This is a genomic window from Paenimyroides baculatum (assembly GCF_008629655.1).
Lineage (GTDB): Bacteria > Bacteroidota > Bacteroidia > Flavobacteriales > Flavobacteriaceae > Flavobacterium > Flavobacterium baculatum.
Genome location: NZ_VWSG01000001.1, coordinates 433208 through 454024 on the forward strand (window position 1 = coordinate 433208; position 20817 = coordinate 454024).

Annotated in this window: 19 protein-coding genes; 13 read left to right on the forward strand and 6 right to left on the reverse strand. The window is 32.9% G+C overall.

Features of this window, described 5'->3' with window-relative positions:
• Positions 1–85 precede the first annotated feature (85 nt).
• The 6 genes from argS (at position 86) to F0460_RS02135 (ending at position 8646) form a co-directional block, all read left to right on the forward strand.
• Complete coding sequence (gene argS, locus F0460_RS02110; protein ID WP_150009778.1) at positions 86–1873, forward strand: arginine--tRNA ligase; 1788 nt, start codon at positions 86–88, stop codon at positions 1871–1873.
• A 152-nt stretch (positions 1874–2025) separates the two neighbouring features.
• Positions 2026–3369: a signal recognition particle protein gene (gene ffh, locus F0460_RS02115; protein WP_150009780.1), complete on the forward strand. Its 1344-nt coding sequence runs from the start codon at positions 2026–2028 to the stop codon at positions 3367–3369.
• 111 nt (positions 3370–3480) lie between these two features.
• Positions 3481–4365 carry a bifunctional 5,10-methylenetetrahydrofolate dehydrogenase/5,10-methenyltetrahydrofolate cyclohydrolase gene (locus tag F0460_RS02120; protein ID WP_150009782.1) on the forward strand — a complete coding sequence of 295 codons (885 nt, stop codon included), beginning with the start codon at positions 3481–3483 and terminating at the stop codon, positions 4363–4365.
• 208 nt (positions 4366–4573) lie between these two features.
• The gene (locus tag F0460_RS02125) at positions 4574–6241 is read left to right on the forward strand and encodes a S8/S53 family peptidase (RefSeq protein WP_150009784.1); all 1668 of its coding nucleotides are present in this window, start codon (positions 4574–4576) and stop codon (positions 6239–6241) included.
• An 83-nt stretch (positions 6242–6324) separates the two neighbouring features.
• Positions 6325–8085, forward strand: coding sequence for a MutS-related protein (locus tag F0460_RS02130; protein ID WP_150009786.1), 1761 nt, complete (start codon positions 6325–6327; stop codon positions 8083–8085).
• A gap of 12 nt (positions 8086–8097) precedes the next feature.
• Positions 8098–8646 carry a HutD family protein gene (locus F0460_RS02135; protein WP_150009788.1) on the forward strand — a complete coding sequence of 183 codons (549 nt, stop codon included), beginning with the start codon at positions 8098–8100 and terminating at the stop codon, positions 8644–8646.
• A 63-nt stretch (positions 8647–8709) separates the two neighbouring features.
• Here F0460_RS02135 and F0460_RS02140 read toward each other — a convergent pair whose 3' ends face one another.
• Complete coding sequence (locus F0460_RS02140; protein ID WP_150009790.1) at positions 8710–10002, reverse strand: T9SS type A sorting domain-containing protein; 1293 nt, start codon at positions 10000–10002, stop codon at positions 8710–8712.
• A 134-nt stretch (positions 10003–10136) separates the two neighbouring features.
• Between F0460_RS02140 and F0460_RS02145 the strand changes: the two genes are divergently transcribed.
• From F0460_RS02145 to F0460_RS02155, 3 genes are all read left to right on the forward strand, one after another.
• Positions 10137–10754 (forward strand): hypothetical protein, encoded by a 618-nt coding sequence (locus F0460_RS02145; RefSeq protein ID WP_317132127.1) that lies wholly within the window; start codon positions 10137–10139, stop codon positions 10752–10754.
• On the forward strand, positions 10755–11045 hold the full coding sequence (locus tag F0460_RS02150; protein ID WP_150009792.1) for a winged helix-turn-helix domain-containing protein: 291 nt from the start codon (positions 10755–10757) through the stop codon (positions 11043–11045).
• Between the two features lie 61 nt (positions 11046–11106).
• Positions 11107–12486: a DUF4153 domain-containing protein gene (locus F0460_RS02155; protein ID WP_150009794.1), complete on the forward strand. Its 1380-nt coding sequence runs from the start codon at positions 11107–11109 to the stop codon at positions 12484–12486.
• A 126-nt stretch (positions 12487–12612) separates the two neighbouring features.
• Here F0460_RS02155 and F0460_RS02160 read toward each other — a convergent pair whose 3' ends face one another.
• Genes F0460_RS02160 through F0460_RS02180 form a run of 5 tightly spaced genes read right to left on the reverse strand, consistent with a single transcriptional unit; the run spans position 12613 to position 16556 of the window.
• The gene (locus F0460_RS02160) at positions 12613–12897 is read right to left on the reverse strand and encodes a CPCC family cysteine-rich protein (RefSeq protein ID WP_150009796.1); all 285 of its coding nucleotides are present in this window, start codon (positions 12895–12897) and stop codon (positions 12613–12615) included.
• 21 nt (positions 12898–12918) lie between these two features.
• Positions 12919–13776, reverse strand: a complete 858-nt coding sequence (gene rluF, locus F0460_RS02165; protein WP_150009798.1) for a 23S rRNA pseudouridine(2604) synthase RluF — start codon at positions 13774–13776, stop codon at positions 12919–12921.
• 9 nt (positions 13777–13785) lie between these two features.
• Positions 13786–14646 (reverse strand): alpha/beta fold hydrolase, encoded by an 861-nt coding sequence (locus F0460_RS02170; RefSeq protein WP_150009800.1) that lies wholly within the window; start codon positions 14644–14646, stop codon positions 13786–13788.
• 33 nt (positions 14647–14679) lie between these two features.
• Positions 14680–15459 carry a zinc ribbon domain-containing protein gene (locus tag F0460_RS02175; protein ID WP_150009802.1) on the reverse strand — a complete coding sequence of 260 codons (780 nt, stop codon included), beginning with the start codon at positions 15457–15459 and terminating at the stop codon, positions 14680–14682.
• 2 nt (positions 15460–15461) lie between these two features.
• Positions 15462–16556 carry a Nif3-like dinuclear metal center hexameric protein gene (locus tag F0460_RS02180; protein ID WP_150009804.1) on the reverse strand — a complete coding sequence of 365 codons (1095 nt, stop codon included), beginning with the start codon at positions 16554–16556 and terminating at the stop codon, positions 15462–15464.
• A gap of 66 nt (positions 16557–16622) precedes the next feature.
• On the opposite strand from F0460_RS02180, the gene F0460_RS02185 reads away from it, so the two are divergent.
• The 4 genes from F0460_RS02185 to F0460_RS02200 all read left to right on the forward strand — a co-directional run bounded on the left by F0460_RS02185 (position 16623) and on the right by F0460_RS02200 (position 20779).
• A complete protein-coding gene (locus F0460_RS02185; RefSeq protein ID WP_150009806.1) occupies positions 16623–17027 on the forward strand; it encodes a hypothetical protein in 405 nt (134 codons plus the stop codon).
• Between the two features lie 85 nt (positions 17028–17112).
• Positions 17113–18111 (forward strand): tetraacyldisaccharide 4'-kinase, encoded by a 999-nt coding sequence (lpxK, locus tag F0460_RS02190; protein ID WP_150009808.1) that lies wholly within the window; start codon positions 17113–17115, stop codon positions 18109–18111.
• A gap of 56 nt (positions 18112–18167) precedes the next feature.
• Positions 18168–18665, forward strand: a complete 498-nt coding sequence (locus tag F0460_RS02195; RefSeq protein WP_150009810.1) for a hypothetical protein — start codon at positions 18168–18170, stop codon at positions 18663–18665.
• Between the two features lie 47 nt (positions 18666–18712).
• Entirely contained in the window at positions 18713–20779 is a 2067-nt protein-coding gene (locus F0460_RS02200; protein ID WP_150009812.1) for a T9SS type B sorting domain-containing protein, read from the forward strand.
• Positions 20780–20817: the final 38 nt, after the last annotated feature.

The following is a 20817-nucleotide window of genomic DNA, read 5'->3' on the forward strand; positions in this document are numbered from 1 at the left end:
AAAAAAAAATTCTGCACCGTGTTTTAGTAAATTAAAAGCCGCCGAAAAGTTTTATCTTTGCACCTTAATTAAAAAATTTAAAACAATGTCTTTACAAGAAATTTTAACGCCGTATATTAAGCAAGCAGTTCAACAATTGTTCGATTTAACAATCGACCGAGTGGAATTTCAGGCTACGCGTAGGGATTTTGAAGGAGACGTTACAATGGTTGTTTTTCCGTTGGTAAAACAATTGAAAGGAAATCCTGCTGAAATTGGAAACAAAATAGGCGAGTACCTTGTTGAAAATGTTGATTTGGTAACAAAATTCAACGTAGTTCAAGGGTTTTTAAATATTGTTATTAGTGATAGTTATTACAGCCAGTTTTTTAATTCTATTTTAGATAATAAATCATACGGATACCAGTCAACAAATACCCATGCAAAAGCGGTTATGGTAGAATATGCGTCGCCAAATACCAATAAACCCTTGCATTTAGGGCATGTTCGTAATGTGCTTTTAGGTTATTCTGTAGCCGAAATTTTAAAAGCATCCGGTAAAAAAGTATATAAAACACAGGTTATTAACGATCGTGGAATTCATATCTGTAAATCAATGTTGGCTTGGGAAAAATTCGGAAACAGCGAAACACCAGAATCTACCGGATTAAAAGGAGATAAGTTGGTTGGTAATTATTATGTAGAATTTGATAAAGCTTATAAAGCAGAAATCAGTCAATTAATAGAAAAAGGATTAACCGAAGAGGAAGCTAAAAAGCAAGCACCGTTAATTTTAGAGGCTCAAGAAATGCTTCGTAAATGGGAAGCAGGCGATGAGCAGGTGGTGAGCCTTTGGAAAAAAATGAACAGTTGGGTTTATGCTGGTTTCGAGGCAACTTATAAAAATATCGGCGTAGATTTCGACTGTAATTATTACGAAAGCAATACCTATTTGTTGGGGAAAGATGTAGTTGAAGAAGGTTTGGCAAAAGGAATTTTCTATAAAAAAGAAGATAATTCGGTTTGGATTGATTTAACTCCAGATGGTTTAGACGAAAAATTAGTGTTGCGTTCAGACGGAACTTCGGTTTACATGACACAAGATATCGGAACGGCAATTCAGCGTGTAAAAGATTTTCCAGATGTTGGAGGAATGGTTTACACCGTTGGTAACGAACAAGATTACCACTTTAAAGTTTTGTTTCTGATTCTTAAAAAATTGGGGTACGATTGGGCAGAGCATCTGTATCATTTATCGTACGGAATGGTTGATTTACCTTCGGGAAAAATGAAATCTCGTGAAGGAACTGTTGTTGATGCCGATGATTTAATGAGCGATATGACCGTTACTGCCAAAGAAATTTCGGAAGAATTAGGCAAGTTAGAAGGTTTGTCGAACGAAGAAAAAGACAGTTTGCATAAAATGATTGGTTTAGGAGCCTTGAAATATTACATTTTAAAGGTTGATCCTAAAAAGCGTATTTTGTTTGATCCTAAAGAATCGGTAGATTTTGCAGGAAACACAGGTCCGTTTATTCAATACACCTATGCTCGTATCCAATCTATTTTACGTAAAGCCGATTTTGATTATAGTTCTGTCATTTCGAGCGAAGTCGAGAAAACGCTTCACGAAAAAGAAAAAGAACTGATTAAAAATTTAGCCCAGTTTACTGAAGTCATTCAACAGGCTGCAAAAACATATAGTCCGGCATTAATCGCCAACTATACATACGATTTGGTTAAAGAATACAACTCCTTTTATCAGTCGGTTTCTATTTTAGGAGAAGAAAATCACGATAAAAAAGTATTCCGTGTGCAATTATCAGACAAAGTAGGGCAAACTATTAAAAATGCCTTTACTCTATTAGGAATTGATGTTCCAAACAGAATGTAAAATATAAAATGCCGTTCGTAAGAGCGGCATTTTTTGTTGAGATGAATTTGTTCAACACCCTATATTAAGATCTGTCAATAAACCAAAAACAAAATCTTGACACATCTTTTACTTTATTGTATATTTGCCCTTTAGTTTCAATAAGAAAAAGTATGTTCGATAATTTAAGCGATAAATTAGACAAAGCCTTTCATATATTAAAAGGTCACGGAAAAATTACAGAAGTTAACGTTGCCGAGACTTTAAAAGAAGTGCGTCGTGCATTATTAGATGCCGATGTTAACTTTAAAATAGCCAAAGATTTTACCAATAAAGTAAAAGAAAAAGCAATTGGTCAAGACGTTTTAACAACCCTACAACCAGGTCAGTTAATGGTTAAAATTGTTAAAGACGAATTAATCGAATTAATGGGTGGTGACGCTGTTGGTGTAAATCTTTCGGGAAATCCAACGGTAATTTTAATGTCGGGTCTACAAGGTTCTGGTAAAACTACTTTTTCTGGAAAGCTGGCAAACTTCTTAAAAACTAAAAAAACAAAGAAACCGTTATTGGTTGCTTGTGATATTTACCGTCCGGCGGCAATTAATCAGCTGCATGTTGTGGGAGATCAGATTGGCGTTGAGGTTTATTCTGAACCAGAAAACAAAAATGCGGTTTCTATTGCAACAAACGCAATTGATTATGCCAAGAAAAACGGATTCAACGTTGTAATTGTCGATACTGCCGGTCGTTTGGCGATTGATGAGGAAATGATGAACGAAATTGCAAACGTTCACGCTGCCATTAAACCACAAGAAACTTTGTTTGTTGTAGATTCTATGACAGGGCAAGATGCTGTAAATACTGCAAAAGCGTTCAATGATCGTCTGAATTTTGACGGAGTGATCTTAACAAAATTAGATGGTGATACGCGTGGTGGAGCTGCAATTTCTATTAAATCGATCGTAAACAAACCAATCAAATTTATTGGTACGGGTGAAAAGATGGATGCAATTGATGTGTTCTACCCGGATCGTATGGCTGATCGTATTTTGGGAATGGGTGACGTTATTTCGTTAGTCGAACGCGCGCAGGAACAGTATGATGAAGAAGAAGCAAGAAAACTTCAAAAGAAAATTGCTAAAAACGAATTTGGTTTCGATGATTTCTTAAGTCAGATTCAACAGGTGAAGAAAATGGGATCTATGAAAGATCTTGTTGGTATGATTCCTGGTGTTGGTAAAGCAATGAAAGATATTGAAATTGAAGACGATGCTTTTAAACATATCGAAGCAATTATTCACTCAATGACGCCGGTTGAGCGTAAAAAACCAACTTTGTTAGATGCTAAACGTAAATTACGTATCGCAAAAGGATCTGGAACGGATATTCAGCAGGTAAATCAATTGTTGAAACAATTCGATCAAATGAGTAAAATGATGAAGATGATGCAGGGGGCTCAGGGTAAAAACCTAATGCGCATGATGGGGCAGATGAAAGGCATGGGAATGCAATAAGTACGAATTCATAAAGTTGATGATCAAAAGTCAAAAAAATAAATCCTATTAAAAACAAACCTGCAAGGTTTTAAAATCTTGTAGGTTTTTAAATTCCTAAACAACACAACAATGCAATTATTAGACGGTAAAAAAGTATCGGAAGAAATTAAAAACGAAATTGCTGCCGAAGTAACAAAAATCAAAGAACGCGGAGAAAAAGTTCCGCATTTGGCTGCTGTTTTGGTTGGTAGCAACGGAGCAAGTTTAACTTATGTGGGTAGTAAAGTAAAAACCTGCGAAAAAATTGGTTTTGATTCTACTTTGGTTTCATTGCCCGAAGAAACTACAGAAGAAGAACTTTTGGCTAAAATCTATGAACTGAATAATAATGATGATATAGATGGATTCATCGTTCAGTTACCATTGCCAAAGCATATCGATGAACAAAAAGTTTTAAATGCGATTGATCCTGATAAAGATGTTGATGGTTTTCACCCTGAAAATTTTGGTCGTATGGCATTGGAATTAGAATCGTTTATTCCTGCAACACCTTTCGGAATTTTACAGTTGTTAGAACGTAATAAAATCGAAACCAAAGGTAAAAATGTGGTTGTTATTGGTCGATCTAATATTGTTGGTAAACCAATGAGTTTGTTAATGAGCCGCAAAGCGTACCCAGGAAATGCAACCGTTACTTTAACGCACTCTGCAACGCAAAACATTGAAGAATTTACCCGTGAAGCTGATATCGTTATCACTGCATTAGGAGTTCCTGAATTTTTAAAAGCAGAAATGATTAAAGAAGGTGCCGTGATTGTTGATGTTGGAATTACGCGTGTTGTTGATGAAACAAATACAAAAGGTTACGTAATTAAAGGCGATGTTGCTTTTAATGAAGTTGCCGAAAAAGCATCGTGGATTACACCGGTTCCAGGTGGTGTTGGTCCAATGACGATTGCCATGTTAATGAAAAACACGCTGATTGCAAGAGAGCGCAGAGCAAAGAAGAAATAAATTATATGAAACCACCTTTTAAAGGTGGTTTTTTTTGTGATAAATATGGTGTGTAATCGTTTTGAAAAGAATTTCAATAATATTTTTTGAATATAATTCGAAACTATAAGAAACGGTTTATATTATTTATTATCTTAAAAAACAATAAATAATATAAACTGTCAGCTAATTTATTAAATTTACAAAAATCTATCTTATTAATTTCAGCATGAGAAAAAAAATACTATATCTTCTATTTGTTACTTTAGGATTAAGCGGATATTCGCAAAATAGAAAAGGACAATTTAGATTGTTCGATGAAAATAAACATCAATTATTAGTTTCTTTTGAAGTTCCAGAACAAACCAGCGAAATTGCTGATTACTATTATAAAAAAAATCAAGAATTCAAAGAATTTATAGATAACAATAAAATTAATTTAGAAGTTGCTTTTCAGTGGAATGAAGAGCATTTTGATAAATTAAGAAATGATGCGATAACTTATTCCGAATCTGATAAGTCTGTAATTGTATTAAAGGGAATGTACGTTATAACTAATAATTTGCCTAATGATGTATTGTATAAGTTGGCAGATCAATTAGAGCAATATGATTTTGTGAGATATGCAGAATTAAATCCATTAACACCTATACAACCTCCGTTCATAGACATTCCGCCAACCACACCAAATTATCAACAAAACCAAAACTACATACAGGCAAATCCAGGTGTAAATATGCAATACGCATGGAATCAAGGTGTTTATGGGCAAGGTATTCGTGTAAGAGATATAGAGTACGGAATGTCTGTTACACATGAAGAGTTAGCAGACCCAAAATTTTCTAATCAATTACCAATAAGTTCACTTGTAAACCCAAGTTGGTTAGATCACGGTACAGCAACAGCTGGAGTTATTGCGGCACACAACGGTACTTACGGAGTAACGGGTATGCAGCATGGAATTTCTGAATTTAAAGTTTTTCCAGAATATACAACAAATGGCTATGATAGGTTATTTGCAATTAATTCGGCTATAAGTGCATCTGTTGCGGGAGATGTAATTTTATATGAAATGCAGACAGGAGGTGTGAATTCTACAACAAATTCTCCTAATTACGTTCCTGCAGAATATGTAAATAGTATTTGGGATGTAACAAAAGCAGCTACTTCGGCTGGAATTCATATTGTTGCAGCAGCTGGTAACGGAGACCAAAATTTAGATCATTCGAGTTATTTATCTTATAATAACCGTGGCGATTCTGGAGCTTTGATAGTTGGGGCAGGAACAAGTACAACAGCGCACAGTAGATTAAGTTTTAGTACTTACGGTCAGCGTGTAAATGTTCAAGGTTGGGGAATGAATGTTTTAAGTGCGGGATATGGTGATTATGCGCTTTTAGGAAATGATCCTAACCAATCATATACTATGTTTAGCGGAACTAGTTCTGCGACACCAGTTGTTGCAAGTTGCGTAATTGCTTTGCTTGCTCGTGCAAAACAATCAAATTATAACCTATCTCCTGCTGAAATTCGTACCATATTAATTTCTACAGGAATAGCTCAAGGAGGAAATACAGCACAGAATATAGGACCGCTACCTAATATGATGTCGGCTTTAAATTATTTAGATAACTACTTACTTTCAAATAATAAAGTAGATGCTATACCAATGAATGTATTTCCAAATCCTGCAACAAGCGAACTATATGTTACGTTCCCTGACGAATTTTCAAGTAATGAAATTGCTATTTTTGATACAGTTGGTAGACAAGTTTATACAATCAAAAATTATAAAAGCAATACATCGCTAAAAGTTTCATTTTTAAAAAGCGGACTGTATGTTTTAAAAATGAAATCAAACAATGCAGAGCAATCTAAAAAAATTATAATAAGATAGTGTCACAAAATAATAAACTAAAACCATCTCATTTGCGAGATGGTTTTTTTGTGCGTATTTTTAATCGATTTTAAAACCAAAATATGTACGCTACTATAAGCCAAGAACAGACAGATATCCTTAAAAAATTATCCAAGAAAAATAACATATTAAGTTACAGTAGAATTATTCTGCTGTTAGCTGCTGTTTATTTTTTGTATTTAATGATGTATGAAAAGAATCATTTGTACGGTTTTATTTCGTTGGGGCTAATTGTTGTCTTTATAATTGTTGTAAATATCTATTTAAAAGTACAGTCAAAAATTGCGTATCATAAAACGTTGAAGCAGATAAATGCCGATGAAATTTCTTTTTTAGAAGGCAATCATCAGTTTAATAATGGCATTGAATATCAAAATCCACAACATGCTTTTTCGTACGATTTAGATTTATTTGGATATAATTCTATCTTTCAGTTTACCAATCGTACCGGAACTTTTTTAGGAAAAGATGCCTTGGCAAAAAGCTTGCAGGAAATTCCGACAGAAGCATCAATCCTAAAAAAGCAGGAAGCTGTAAGAGAACTTTCAGAAAAATTGACTTTCCGTCAGCATTTTCAAACCTTATCATCACTGGCAGGAACCACAGAAAAAGAAGATCTTGCAATAAAAAATTGGACTGAAACTATTTCTGAAAAACCAAAAGCTTTTATGCAGTTTTTCGCGGTTTTAATCCCTGTGCTGTTATTGATTTCAATCGCTGGATCTGTATTCAACTGGCATCTGGTGTTTTCAAAATTAACGGTGTTTTTCTTTACATTGAATTTATTGTTGATAGGATATTTTAGTCAGCATATTTTAAAAGAAATAGGTAAAAGTGATCGAATTGCCAACAGTTTACTGCAGTATTCAAAAATGCTTCAGGCGTTTGAAACCGAAAAATTTCAATCGGTTTATTTAAATGATTTTCAGTCTAAACTGCAATCAGATCAAAAAACTTCTTATCAAATAGTTACAAATCTGGCAAATTGTTTTGAGAAACTCAATACTATTGCCAATTTGTTTGTCTTTATCGCGTTAAACGGAACTTTTCAGTATCATTTTTGGGTCTATAAAAAATTGCTGAAATGGAAAAAAAATCATCAACAAGATTTGTGGCAGTTCATGGAAATCATTGGCGAAGTTGAAGCATTGAACAGTTTCGCGAATTTTGCTTACAACAATCCGGAATATCATTATCCAACAATTAAATCGAACCAGATTAAGATGGAAGATTTGGGACATCCGCTGATTTCAAAAAATAAAAGAGTTCGAAATACGATTGATTTCAGCCAAAAACGATTTGTGATTTTAACGGGAAGCAACATGAGTGGTAAAAGTACTTTTCTGCGAACTGTTGGTATTAATTTGGTGTTGAGTTACGCTGGTGCCCCGATTGATGCGAAACAAGCAGTGGTTTATCCTTTGCTATTGTGGGTTTCACTGCGATTAACGGATTCGCTTTCAGATAGTGAATCGTTCTTTTTTGCCGAAGTAAAACGTTTAAAGCAAATCGTTACCGAAGCCGAAAAGCAACCTATTTTTGTGTTGTTAGATGAAATTTTAAAAGGAACAAATTCCGATGATAAAAAAACGGGAACAGTTGGTGTGATTGAAAAACTGCACAATTTGAATGTTACCGGAATGATTGCTACACACGATTTAGAAGTTTGTAATACTACCGATCATCATTTGCAAACTATGGAAAATAAGTGTTTTGAAGTTGAAATTATCAATAACGAACTCCATTTTGATTACAAACTGAAAAACGGAATCTGTCAGAATAAAAACGCGACCTTCATCATGAAAAAAATGGAAATTATTTAATGCTTTACAACAATGAAAATTACTAAAATTTCAAAAGATACGCTGATTCCGACAATTTGGGATGGGGGCGAAACCTTTGAATATTATATTTATCCTGAAAATGCATTGTACGCAAACCGCGATTTTTTGTTTAGGATAAGTGCAGCAACCATTAATAAAGTACCATCTACATTTACGAAATTCAACAATTATCAACGTTTTTTAGTGATGTTAGATAATGATCTGAATATAAAAATTAACGGAAAAGAAGAATACTACACACCAAAGGATACTTTTAAATTTGATTCGAACAGTGATATTACATCTTACACAAAAGGGAACGATTTTAATTTAATGGTGAGTAAAAATTTCAAGGAATCAGATGTATTCTTTTTAAAGGATGCTGTTCAACTAAAGCAATCGTTTGTTTTTCTTTTTGCATTAAATGAGACTTCGGTAGAAGTAAACAATGAAATAATCAATTTAAAAAAGAAAGATTTACTATTGATTGAAAATAAAGATCAATCTGATATTTTATTAAAAACAGAAAATTCAATTTTAGTTGGAAATTTAATAATTTGAAACAAAAAAAAGTCGAGTTTTAAAACTCGACTTTTTAAATTATAAGTGATTTTCTTTCTTATATTATTTTTTGATCAATTTGTAAGTACCTTGTGTACCTTCATTAGTTGTAACAGTTACAAAGTATAACCCGTTAGCAGCATTTTGTAAATTGATTTCTTTATTAGCTGTAGTTAAAACTTTTTGACCTGTTGAGTTGAAAACTTCAATTTGTGCAATGTTTAATTCAGAATCTACATTAAAAATTCCAGAAGTAGGGTTAGGATAAACAGTTACTTTGCTTGTGTCAAATTTGTCAGTGCTAGCAGTTGTAGTCCATTCAACATTGTCCAATACTAAAGCTTTGTGACCTCCACCATGAATAAATTTAATTGCAACATATTTATGACCTGTATTTGCTGGAATTTTAGCTGTTTGATGAGTTGTTCCTGCAATAGGTGCAAAAGGAGTGCCTACTGCTGAAAAAGTTGTGAAATCTGTATTATCTGTCATTGTTCCAACCTGAATAGTTGAACCTGGAATATTTATAGAAACAATATCAAAAGATAATAAATGATTACCATCAATTGTTGAAACTTCTGGGGAAGCTACAATAATATCACCAGTTGCAAAACCACTGTAAAGCTGTAGCCCTTTATTAGTTCCACTAATTGTTTTCATTGTTATATCACTCGCAGAAAAATTTGTACCTGTCCAACATTTTTCTGGAAAAGCTGTAAAACTATCAAATGTTTCTAAAAATGTTGCAACTGGTACGCAAGGAGCTGCTTCCCAAATAATATTATCAACTAAAATTGTACTATGGTTTCCTGCTGGAGTAAATTTAATTGCCACATATTGATGTCCTGTGGTTGCTGGTATTGCAATAGAAGTAAATGTTTGATTAGTTGTAGTTGGTGATACAGCTGTTCCTACTGGTGAGAAATTAGCAACATTTGTATTACTATCTAGAGTACCAACTTGTAAAGTTGATCCTGTTGCTAAAGCACTAAATAATTTTGCATCAAATTTTAAATGGTATGCACCATTAATTGTGCTAACTGCAGGTGAAATTAAATAAAAACTACGTGTTGTATAAGTGTATGAATACATTGCTACAGCTTTTTCTGAAGGGGTAACAGAAGTGTCTTCATTTATATAACCTAGAGGAATAGGAGGCATTGCAGGTGCAGCAGGATTAGCTACAAATGACCAACAGTTTAAAGGAAAAGCGTCACCATTATTAAATGATGAGAAATTTTCAGATAATGTTGTCACAGGAGTTGTACACTGGCTATTAGCATTATACGATAACAATCCAACTGCTAATAAGCATAAAGATGTTAAACGTTTTTTTGTTGCGTAAAAATTATTCATAACTGATAGATTAAAATTAAATTACGCAAATTTATTTATATTAAATCTAAATAAAAAATAAATCAGAAAAAAAATTTATAAATTATTTTTGGTTAATTCAAAAATTCAAATAACTTTGTGTTTCAAAGTAAATAATGATGGATCAAAAAATTTCTGATGATTTAGCACATATCCGTTCTATGATGGAAAGTTCGTCTCGGTTTTTATCTTTAAGCGGATTATCCGGAATAGGAGCGGGCATTGTTGGTTTGGTAACAGGTACTGTGGCGATGTATTTAACTAATGGGAAAATTCAATATTTAAGAAGTAATTATATACAACCATATGAAAGTTATATGGTGAAGTTACTGATTTTATTAGGTGCATCAGCTTTGTTGTTAGCTATTTTTTGTGGTTGTTATTTTACCGTTCGTAAAAGCAAAAAATTGGGTTTACAAATCTGGACGGCTACTACAAAGAAAATTTTGGTTCAATTGGCAATACCATTAGCAGTTGGTGGTATGTTTGTTTTAGCCTTGTTGCAGTACAATTTATATGGATTGATCGCTGGTACAACCTTAATTTTCTACGGATTGGCTCTAGTAAATGCTGAAAAATATACGTATTCTGATATTAAATATTTAGGTTTTCTTGAAATTATTCTGGGTTGCTTGTCTTTATTTTTTATTGGTAAAGGGTTGATTTTTTGGACGATTGGTTTCGGAGTGTTGCATATTGTTTACGGTATTATTTTATACAGAAAATACAAGTAAATGAGTTTAATTAGCGGTTTAAATAAAGAATTTGAAAGTAGGGTTCGGTTAGGTATAATGTCGGTTCTCATGGTAAATGACTGGGTTGATTTTACCGAAATGAAAAACCTGCTACAGGTTACCGATGGAAATCTGGCAAGCCATTCTACCGCTTTGGAAAAAAATGAATACATTGAAATTAAAAAGGAGTTTGTTGGTAAAAAACCGCGAACTTCCTATAAAATTACCGAAGCTGGTAAGTTGGCATTTCAACAACATCTTGCTTTTCTTGAAAAAATAATGAGACAGTAAATTGGTCTTATTTTTTTAATAATAAACTTTGAAACACAAAGTACTTTTAATTATAAATATTATGAAAAAACAGTTTTTAATTTTTATCAGCACCATTTTGTTTGCCGTTCTTTTTTATGATCAAGAACTAGGTGTAAATCTTTCCATCTTTGCGTTAATTTTATTGATTGCACAACTTGTCATGCAACACAAACTCTTACGCGATAAAAGAGCCATAACTTTAGCACTTTGCGTTCTAGCTACAAGTTTTTCCAATGCTTGGCTGTTGTCTGTAGTTACGGTACTTTCCGTAGTAGTTTCGTCGTTCGTTTTTAGGTATTACGTGGTAGATCCGCAAATGAAATTAATTTCAAACGCATTTAATTTTGTGTTAAGCTGGCCTGCGTTTGTGGCTCGAATTTTTTTGATAGATCAATGGTTCGAATTCAAAAAAGAAGATTCTAAAAAAACATTGGTTACCATTTTTTCGTATGTAATTCTGCCTTTCTGTATCTTGTCGGTCTTTTTCGGGCTGTACGTTTCATCGAGCGATATGTTAAGCGAATGGTACAATCGTTACGAATGGAATATCGACGGATTAATCATCTTTACCATCATATTCGGGTTTTACATAAGTTTTGTGTTTTGGCACATTAAAGTGTTCAATTTTATTAAAATCATAGATAAAAACCTGAAATTCAGTTTCACTAAAGAGCAACAAAACACTTTAAAACCGTCGTTTAATTTTATTCCGTTAGATTTTGAAGTCCGCAGCGGCATCATCACTCTTGTAAGTTTAAACTGCATGCTGTTGTTTTTTGTAATTGTTTTTAATGTAGAAAACGCACAGCAAACCATTCAGCATATTTCCGAATACAGTTCACGCACGCACAGCCAGATTTATTTAATCATTACATCAGTTTTCCTGGCAATGGTTGTGGTTTTATTTTTCTTTAAAGATGCGTTGAATTTTATAAAAAATAATACGTGGCTGCTTCGATTGACAAAAATTTGGATTGGTTTAAACGGATTTTTAATAGCATCGGCTTTTTATCAAAATTCTGTTTACATCAACGCAATGGGATTAACTTACAAAAGGTTGGGCGTGTATTTGTTCCTTATTTTATGTATGATTGGTTTGATTTATTCGTTTATTAAAATCCATCAAAAAAGAACAAATTATTACTTGATTGATAAAATGTCATGGACTATTTTTTACAGTTTGATCTTTTGTTCGATTTTTAACTGGGGAAATATTATGACTAATTTTAACTTACAGAAAGATACAATCGATTGGAATTATCTGGCTTATGATTTAACAGGTAACGAAAAGACGTTGATTGAATATTACAAAAATCAGAATAGGGAAGTACCTGAATTTCTTTTAAAACGACTGAAATATTACGAAGATTTACCGTTTTTATCGAAACAATTGTATTACAGCAGTGCTAAAGCAGATTAATTGAAAATCTATTTTATTCTGAATGAAATCAATTGAAAAAAGAACCAATACTTTACACTTTTGATATTCCTAATATGATTTGATCATTGAAGGACAAACAAAATCCGAGTTTAAACTCGGATTTATTTATTTTCTTATGTTTCTAATATCTATTTCTGTTGGTTTTCTAACATTAATCTTCATATCAAATTCACACGCCCCAAAATCTTCAAAATTTTTTCTTGCTTGAAGTAGAGAAACTCTATTTGGACCATCTTCATCATCTGGATTTTCAGTTTGATAAATATCATCTTCCCAAAAACAAATTTCACAAATTTCATATGTTCCATTTGGAAATTGTTTTAAAGTATTGTAACCACAACATCTGCAAAAATATTTTCCGTTAGCTTGAAAGTTTTGTTCTTCTTGCATATTCTCAATAAAATAAATTTCTTATTTATTTCTGGTATTTCTGCGTTCGTTTCGTAACGGGCGTTGTTCAATGATTTTCTTTTTAAAATCTTTACGATCTTTAGTTGGTGCAGGATTTTTATTAACCAAAGGTTTGTCGGTTTTTGGTAAACTGCCTTCTTCTGTTTTGGTACTTTCGCCAATTAAACGGTTTAGTTCATCCATCTCGGCTTTGGTAATATCTCGGTATTTTCCAACAGGAACATCTAACGAAATATTAATAATACGAATACGTTTCAAGGCAACAACCGTATAATCAAAATACTCGCACATTCTGCGGATTTGACGGTTTAAACCCTGCGTTAAAAAAATACGGAACGTAGTGCTGCTGATTTTTTCAACCCTACATTCTTTTGTAACGGTATCTAAAATAGGCACACCGGCACTCATACGCTGAATAAAACGGTCGGTAATTGTTTTGTCAACTGTAACAATATATTCTTTTTCGTGGTTGTTACGTGCACGTAGAATTTTGTTCACAATGTCGCCATCGTTTGTCATAATAATCAAACCTTCCGAATCTTTATCCAATCTTCCTACAGGGAAAATTCGTTCGGGATAATTAATAAAATCAACAATATTTCCACGAACCGATTGATTGGTAGTACATTCAATTCCGGCAGGTTTGTTAACCGCCAAATAAATTTTTGGTTCTTCTTTTTCAGTAACCAATGTTCCGTTCACACGAACTTCATCAGTCGGCAACACTTTTGTTCCCAATTCCGGAATTTTTCCGTTAATGGTTATTCTGCCTTGTTCCAATAATTTGTCGGCTTCACGACGTGAACAATATCCAACCTCCGATAAAAATTTATTAATGCGTATTCCTTCCTGATCCATTCTGCAAAATTACGATTTAAAGCGGTTGTTTTCTAAAAAATAAACAATTTGTTCGTTCACATCGTCGCTGTACAAACTGTGTCCCAAATCATGAGTGGTGTAAAGCGGAATTTCGGGATGTTTCTCTAAAATCTCCAATGTATCGCTGTACGGAACAACTTTATCTTCTTCATCGTGAATGATTCCAATGGGAATTTTTATTTGATCGACAAACGAACTACTGTTAAAATCGATAGGATCAATAGAAAATCGCTTGGAAAATTCTTTTAGAAAACCTTGATAGGATCTATGAGAAAGCGAAATCAGGTTTCGATAATTTTCGGTAATTCGTAAAAAACGATTGGGCGCACCTAATGATACAATTTTCTTTACAAAATCGGGTTTAAATGTCGCCATGTAATAAAGCATAGTCATACCGCCCAAACTGTGTCCAATTAAAAAATCGGGTTTAAAATGGTTGCAAACTTCATTCACAAATTGGCTGTATAAAACGGCGTTTAGTTCTTTGCCGTCGCTTAAACCCTGACCTGGCGCGTCTAAAGCTATAATTCGGTAATTGTGTTGTTTAAGAAAATGAATAACGCCTTGCCAACGATTGGCGTTACTTTCCCAGCCGTGAATAAGTAAAATGGTTTCTTTTTCGCCAAACCATTCGTAAGTTTGAATATCGTGCTGATCTACTTTTAGTTTTTTCATGGCACTTGATCCCAAAAAAGTAGGCAGCGATTTTAAAACGCCTTCACGAGGAACCGAGAACAGCGTATACGCCGTATTTGCTGCAAATTTTGCATTTAAGTAGTGCAAGGAATTAATGTACAAACCAAAACCTTTTGTAAGAAGCGTGTATTTTAATCTTTTGAAAAACCCCATAAAAAAAGCCTCTATTAAATTAGAGGCTTAAATTTATTTTAAATTTTTGATAATCGTATCAATTTTTTCTCTTTCTTCTGCTGCTAAAGCTGCATCAACCAAAATACGACCACTGTGTTCGTCTGTCATGATTTTTTTACGACCAGCGATTTCAACTTGAACCTGTGGTGGAATTGTAAAGAACGATCCTGCAGATGCACCACGCTCAATAGAAACTACAGCTAAACGATTTTTAACGCCGTTTCTAATTCTTGTGTACGCATTTAACAAACGATCTTCAATGATAGCAGAAAACTCTTCTGATTTTATAACCAACGCTTTTTCTTCACGCTCGGTTTCTGTTAAAATACCGTTTAGTTCGTTTTCTTTGTGCTTTAAATGGTTTGTTTTAATATCTAATTTTTCAGATGTCTGTGAAATTAAATTCTTTTTATACTCCATATTAGCTTTAAACTCTTTAATGTGTTTTTCAGCTAATTCAATTTCTAACGTTTGGTATTCAATTTCTTTTGTTAAAGAGTTGAATTCGCGGTTGTTACGAACGTCTTTTTGTTGATCGGTGTATTTTTTTATTGCTTCTTTGTGAGATTCAATTTCGCTTTTCTTTGTTTTAACCTGCTCTTCAACAGTTTGCACCTCGTTGTTAAGCTTTTCTAAACGCGTGGTAAGCCCGGCAACTTCATCTTTTAAATCATCAACCTCAAGAGGTAATTCGCCTCTCATGTTTCTAATTTCGTCAATTCGTGAATCAATCAATTGTAAGTCGTATAACGCTCTTAATTTTTCTTCAACAGTTTCTGCTTTCTTTGCCATATTTATAGGTAGTTAACCGGATTTGTTTTAATGCTTGATAAAATAATTGCAAAAGTACGTATTTTTTTTGATAGATAATCAAAAATATAATTTTTTACATAACGCTCACTTTCAAAATGACCAACATCGGCTAATAAAATAATGTTTTCAGCCTGATAAAAATCGTGGTATTTTAAATCGGATGTTACCAATACATCAGCATTTTGAGCTTTTGCCGCCGCAATTGCAAAACTGCCCGATCCACCTAAAACAGCCACTTTTTTTACTTTTTTATTCAAGAAATCGGAATGACGAATGCCGCCTGTTTCAACTTTGTTTTTTACTGATTGAAGAAAATCGATTTCTGAAATTTCATTTTCTAACTCACCAATCATTCCTAAACCGATATTTTGATGTTGGTTTTCTAATTTTGTGATTTCGTGCGCAACTTCCTCATACGGATGACTTTCAAAAAGCGCTTTTAAAATGTTTTTTTGCAGATGTTTTTCAAAAGTAACTTCCAATTTGAATTCTTCCACTTCGGTAAAAACATTTTGAGTACCAATTACCGGATTACTGTCGTTGTTTCCTGTAAAAGATCCAATCCCAGCCGAAGTAAAACTGCAATCGTAATAATTTCCAATAGCTCCGGCACCGGCATTAAACAAGGCTTTTTGAACATTCGTTAAATGATCTTTCGGAACAAAAGTGGTTAGTTTAAAAATGAAATCCTGTTTCGGAATTAAGATTTTTGTATTGATCAACCCCAAAGTATCGCACAAAATTTTGTTTACGCCCAGTTTATGATTATCCAATCCGGTGTGAACTGCGTAAATGGCAACATCGTTTTTAATGGCTTTAATAACGGCGCGTTCCACATAATTTTTACCTGTAATTTTCTTTAAACCCGAAAAAAGTATTGGGTGAAAACACACAATTAGGTTGCAATTTTTTTCAATGGCCTCGCTAACAACGCTTTCCAAAACATCGTGACAAACCAGAATGCCTGTAATTGTTGTATTTGGATCGCCAACAAGCAAACCTACATTGTCAAAATCTTCGGCATAGGCTGTGGGCGCCATTTCTTCTAAAATCGGAATAAGTTGTTTTAACTGCACAATATCATTTTTAGTGTATTCAAAGATAAAAATAATCGTTATTTTTGGTACTGTAAATTCGTAAAAATGTATAAAGCATCGTTGGGTAAGTCAGTAAAAATAAGTTCAATTTTCAGTACAATATTGCTTCTTTCTATTGTTTTTATTTTTAAATTGATTAATAATAATTTTGCACAAGAGGATATTATGTTTCCAATTTTTGCTTTAGTCATTCTTGCTATACTAAATTACTCTTATGGTGAAAGAATTTTATGTTATGAGGTTACAAATGAGGGAGTTAAGTTGGTTGAAGGAAATAACACAGAACTTATAAGAAAAGATCGTATTCTTGAAGCTAAATTAATCGATAAAAGCGATTTAAAATTTGCGATAAGAACATTTGGAATAGGAGGTGTTTTTAGCTATTCAGGTACGTTTACAAATAAAAAATTAGGTAGCATGACATGGTATCTTACACGTAAGACAGTTTAGTAATGTTAGTAACCAAAATGGATAAAATTGTACTTTCGCCAGATAATCATGAAGATTTTTTTAATGAGGTAAAAAAGATAATTTAGTGAAAAACCTGCGCAAAATATTATTTCCTTTTTCGTTGATTTATGCAGCTGTAATAAGCTTGCGAAATTTGTTGTACGATAAAGGCATAAAAAACTCAACGGCTTTTAATTTGCCAATTATTGCTGTAGGAAACCTTTCGGTTGGTGGAACGGGTAAAACTCCAATGGTTGAATATTTAATCAGACTTTTATCAGACAAACATAATTTAGCAGTTTTAAGTCGAGGCTACAAACGTAAAAGCAAAGGTTTTTACTTGGCAAATGCTACTACAACGATTGAAGAAATTGGCGATGAACCTTTTCAGTATCATTCAAAATTTAAAAATATAAATGTAGCCGTAAATGCAGACAGGGTAGAAGGAGTGAATACTATTTTGGCTACGTTGACTAAAACTGATGTTGTCTTGCTTGATGATGCTTTTCAACATCGAAAAATAAAAGCCGGATTTTATATTATGCTGACCGCTTACAACGATTTGTTTTATAACGATGTAGTATTACCTGCCGGAAATTTGCGCGAATGTAAATCGGGGGTTAAAAGAGCAAATGTTGTTGTGGTTACTAAATGTCCTAAAGATTTATCGGAAGCAGAAATGCTTCAAATAAAAAGTGAAATTGAAATTGACAATGATAAAATTTTCTTTTCAAAGATTAGTTATCATCTTTCGGTAACAAATAATTCAGAAGAAATTAAAATTGTCGATTTAAAAAATAATTTTTTTGCAGTTGCCGGTATTGCAAAGCCCGAATATTTTTATGAGTATTTAAATTGTAATAAGAATGATTTTTTGACATTTCCAGATCATCATTTTTTTTCAGATCAAGATATAACAAACATCATACATAAAGCAAACGGAAGAAAAATCATCACTACCGAAAAAGATTACATGCGATTACAAAATCTTCTACCAAAAGATCAGTTGTATTACTTACCAATTGAAATGGATTTTGTGAAAGATTCAAAGGCTTTTGATTTAGAGATTTATAATAGCTTGTAAAGTATCAAACCTAATTAATAAAATAATCAATAGATTTGCAGAAAATACTTACATTAATGAGAAAGATACTATTTTTAACAGCTGTTTTTGCACTATTTAGCTGCAATAACGAAATTGACGATATATTAAATGATTATAAAACAAAACCAAAATCTGAAGATTTACAAGGTTTTTGGCAGTTGAATGGAGTTTATCCTCCCGATTCATTAAAGCGTGATAAAGAAATAGGAATATCACATGGTTTGGTTGGAATAGGACCAGATGAAATTCTTTATTTAGATAATGAATATTTACGTTTTTTAAGAAAATCATCGGATGACGATTCTTATTATTACAATAAAAAAGATAGATTGTATTGGTATAATAATGAACAATTTATTAAATCGGTATATGAATCAAGTTACAATACCAAAAATTACCAGAATATAGAAGAATATCAAATTCCATATAAATTCGGACAGTCTAAAGACACATTAATTGTTCAAAGTAATAGTAAATGGTTATACCTAACTAAAAAATGGGACATTAAATTTATAGAGTATGATTTTAAATAACTAATTGATAGTTAATTTTTTGTATTTTTATTGAAACTATTTCGGTTATGATAAAAATACTACGATTATTAATATTTTTTTCGTGCTTTTTAGCGTATAGCCAACCTGTTAAATTGTTTAAACAGTACACGGGGCGTTACGATTTTTTTATGATTGGCAATACCATGAATAGTGGTCCCAATGGTACAGGTGCGCAGTGTACTATTTTAACACAATCAAGTGCGTTACTTAACTTAAATGCTAATGCAAATATACAGGCTGCGTTCTTATATTGGTCTGGTTCTGGAACTTTAGCAGAAGCCGATTTAAATGTAAAATTAAATGGCACACATATAACTGCCCAAAAAACATTTACAACAATTGGACCAACAGGATTAGAGTTTTTTGGAGCATTTGCAGATGTTACTACTTTTGTAAAAGCTACAGGTAATGTGAATTACACTTTGTCCGATTTAGATTTAACAAACGTTATACCGCCACATTGTCCAACAGGAAGTAACTACGCAGGCTGGTCCATTGTTGTGATATATGAAGATCTTGTATTGCCAAACAGAGTTGTAAGTGTTTATGAAGGTTTTCAGATTGTTGATCACACTGGTCAAAATGTTACTATTGCACTAAACGGTTTAAACGTTACCAACGTTAATAACGCAAAAGTTGGTTTTTTAGCTTGGGAAGGCGACGAGAATATTGCAGTTGCCGAAGAGTTGAGGATTAATGGTAAAATCGTCAGTAATCCGCCGTTGAATCCTGCTAATAATGTGTTTAATTCTACCAATACCTATACTGCAGCAGCAAATTTGTGGAATATGGATATTGATTATTTTCAGGTAGGTAGTTTTATTTCATTAGGCGATACTTCAATGACCGTACATATAAAAACAGGTCAGGATTTAATCATTGTAAATAATATTCTTGTAGCATTAAGCAGTCTTTTTGCCGATGCTACAATCAATGTTGATAAAATAGATGTTGCTTGTAACAGTAGAGAAATAAAGGTTAATTATACGGTTTATAATACAAACGGTACCACGCAATTGGTTAAAAATGTTCCAATTGCTTTTTATGCCGATGATGTTTTGGTTGGATCATCAACTACAAAAAGCAACATTCCGATAAATGGTTCTGAAATTGGAACAATTACTTTGACAATTCCGGAATCTTTTGGTGATAATTTTACGATAAAGGCAAGTGTTGATGACGACGGTGATGTAACCAGTACAGTAGTTGAAATAGACGAAACCAATAATACCGATACTGAAAATGTTACCTTAATTTTTGGTCCCGAAGTAAACAAGCCGAGCGATATCATTGTTTGTGATAGAGACGAGCAAGGATTTGTTATTTTTGATTTAACATCAAAACAGTTTGAAGCCAGTACAAGCAACAATGTTAACATTAGTTTTCATGAAAGCCAAGAAGAGGCAGAAAGCGGCACAGGAAAAATTCAGGATTTTGATTATTTCGAATTAAAAAGTCATACTTCTAAAACTATTTGGGTTCGTGTTGAAGATAAAATTACAGGTTGTGCAAACACCACTTCTTTTAAAATCACAGCGCGAATGAAACCTTTTACAGAGCTAAAAGAACCTTTAATGATTTGTAATTTTAAAAACAACCCATTGGCAGCAAACTTGTCTTTGGCATATTTGCTTTTGCCGAGAATGTTTCCGTACGTTGATGAAGTTGAATTGAAATTTTATGAAACCGAAGCTGATGCCGAAGCAGAAATCAATGAAATTACTAATATTAACAATTATCAGCCACCACGTTTTCCGTATATTATTTATATAAAAGCAAAAGGTAAAACAAAACTTTGGTGCGATAATATTATTCACTTACAGCTAAATGATTGTGTGGTTCCTAAAGGAATTTCGCCTAACGGAGATGGCTTGAACGATGGTTTTGATATAGAAATTTTTAATCCAACCGAAGTAAAAATCTTTAATCGTTATGGAATGGAGGTTTACCATCACGGTGAAGGATATACCGATCAATGGAAAGGCCAGGACAAAAATACCCGTGAACTGCCATCAGGAACATATTTTTATCATTTTAAAACTTTGTTTGATACTTATGTTGGGTATGTCCATTTAATTAAAGAAGTTAGATAAAAACAAAGCGTTTCAGAAATGAAACGCTTTGTTTTTTA

Excerpts from the sequence above, each read along its gene's own strand:
- rluF (WP_150009798.1), bottom strand. The coding sequence starts at position 13,776 with ATGGATCAGGAAGGAATACGCATTAATAAATTTTTATCGGAGGTTGGA.
- ffh (WP_150009780.1), top strand. The coding sequence starts at position 2,026 with ATGTTCGATAATTTAAGCGATAAATTAGACAAAGCCTTTCATATATTA.
- F0460_RS02145 (WP_317132127.1), top strand. The coding sequence starts at position 10,137 with ATGATGGATCAAAAAATTTCTGATGATTTAGCACATATCCGTTCTATG.
- F0460_RS02170 (WP_150009800.1), bottom strand. The coding sequence starts at position 14,646 with ATGGGGTTTTTCAAAAGATTAAAATACACGCTTCTTACAAAAGGTTTT.
- F0460_RS02155 (WP_150009794.1), top strand. The coding sequence starts at position 11,107 with ATGAAAAAACAGTTTTTAATTTTTATCAGCACCATTTTGTTTGCCGTT.
- F0460_RS02200 (WP_150009812.1), top strand. The coding sequence starts at position 18,713 with ATGATAAAAATACTACGATTATTAATATTTTTTTCGTGCTTTTTAGCG.
- F0460_RS02185 (WP_150009806.1), top strand. The coding sequence starts at position 16,623 with ATGTATAAAGCATCGTTGGGTAAGTCAGTAAAAATAAGTTCAATTTTC.
- argS (WP_150009778.1), top strand. The coding sequence starts at position 86 with ATGTCTTTACAAGAAATTTTAACGCCGTATATTAAGCAAGCAGTTCAA.
- F0460_RS02135 (WP_150009788.1), top strand. The coding sequence starts at position 8,098 with ATGAAAATTACTAAAATTTCAAAAGATACGCTGATTCCGACAATTTGG.
- F0460_RS02125 (WP_150009784.1), top strand. The coding sequence starts at position 4,574 with ATGAGAAAAAAAATACTATATCTTCTATTTGTTACTTTAGGATTAAGC.
- F0460_RS02150 (WP_150009792.1), top strand. The coding sequence starts at position 10,755 with ATGAGTTTAATTAGCGGTTTAAATAAAGAATTTGAAAGTAGGGTTCGG.
- F0460_RS02195 (WP_150009810.1), top strand. The coding sequence starts at position 18,168 with ATGAGAAAGATACTATTTTTAACAGCTGTTTTTGCACTATTTAGCTGC.
- F0460_RS02120 (WP_150009782.1), top strand. The coding sequence starts at position 3,481 with ATGCAATTATTAGACGGTAAAAAAGTATCGGAAGAAATTAAAAACGAA.
- F0460_RS02160 (WP_150009796.1), bottom strand. The coding sequence starts at position 12,897 with ATGCAAGAAGAACAAAACTTTCAAGCTAACGGAAAATATTTTTGCAGA.
- F0460_RS02130 (WP_150009786.1), top strand. The coding sequence starts at position 6,325 with ATGTACGCTACTATAAGCCAAGAACAGACAGATATCCTTAAAAAATTA.
- F0460_RS02175 (WP_150009802.1), bottom strand. The coding sequence starts at position 15,459 with ATGGCAAAGAAAGCAGAAACTGTTGAAGAAAAATTAAGAGCGTTATAC.
- F0460_RS02140 (WP_150009790.1), bottom strand. The coding sequence starts at position 10,002 with ATGAATAATTTTTACGCAACAAAAAAACGTTTAACATCTTTATGCTTA.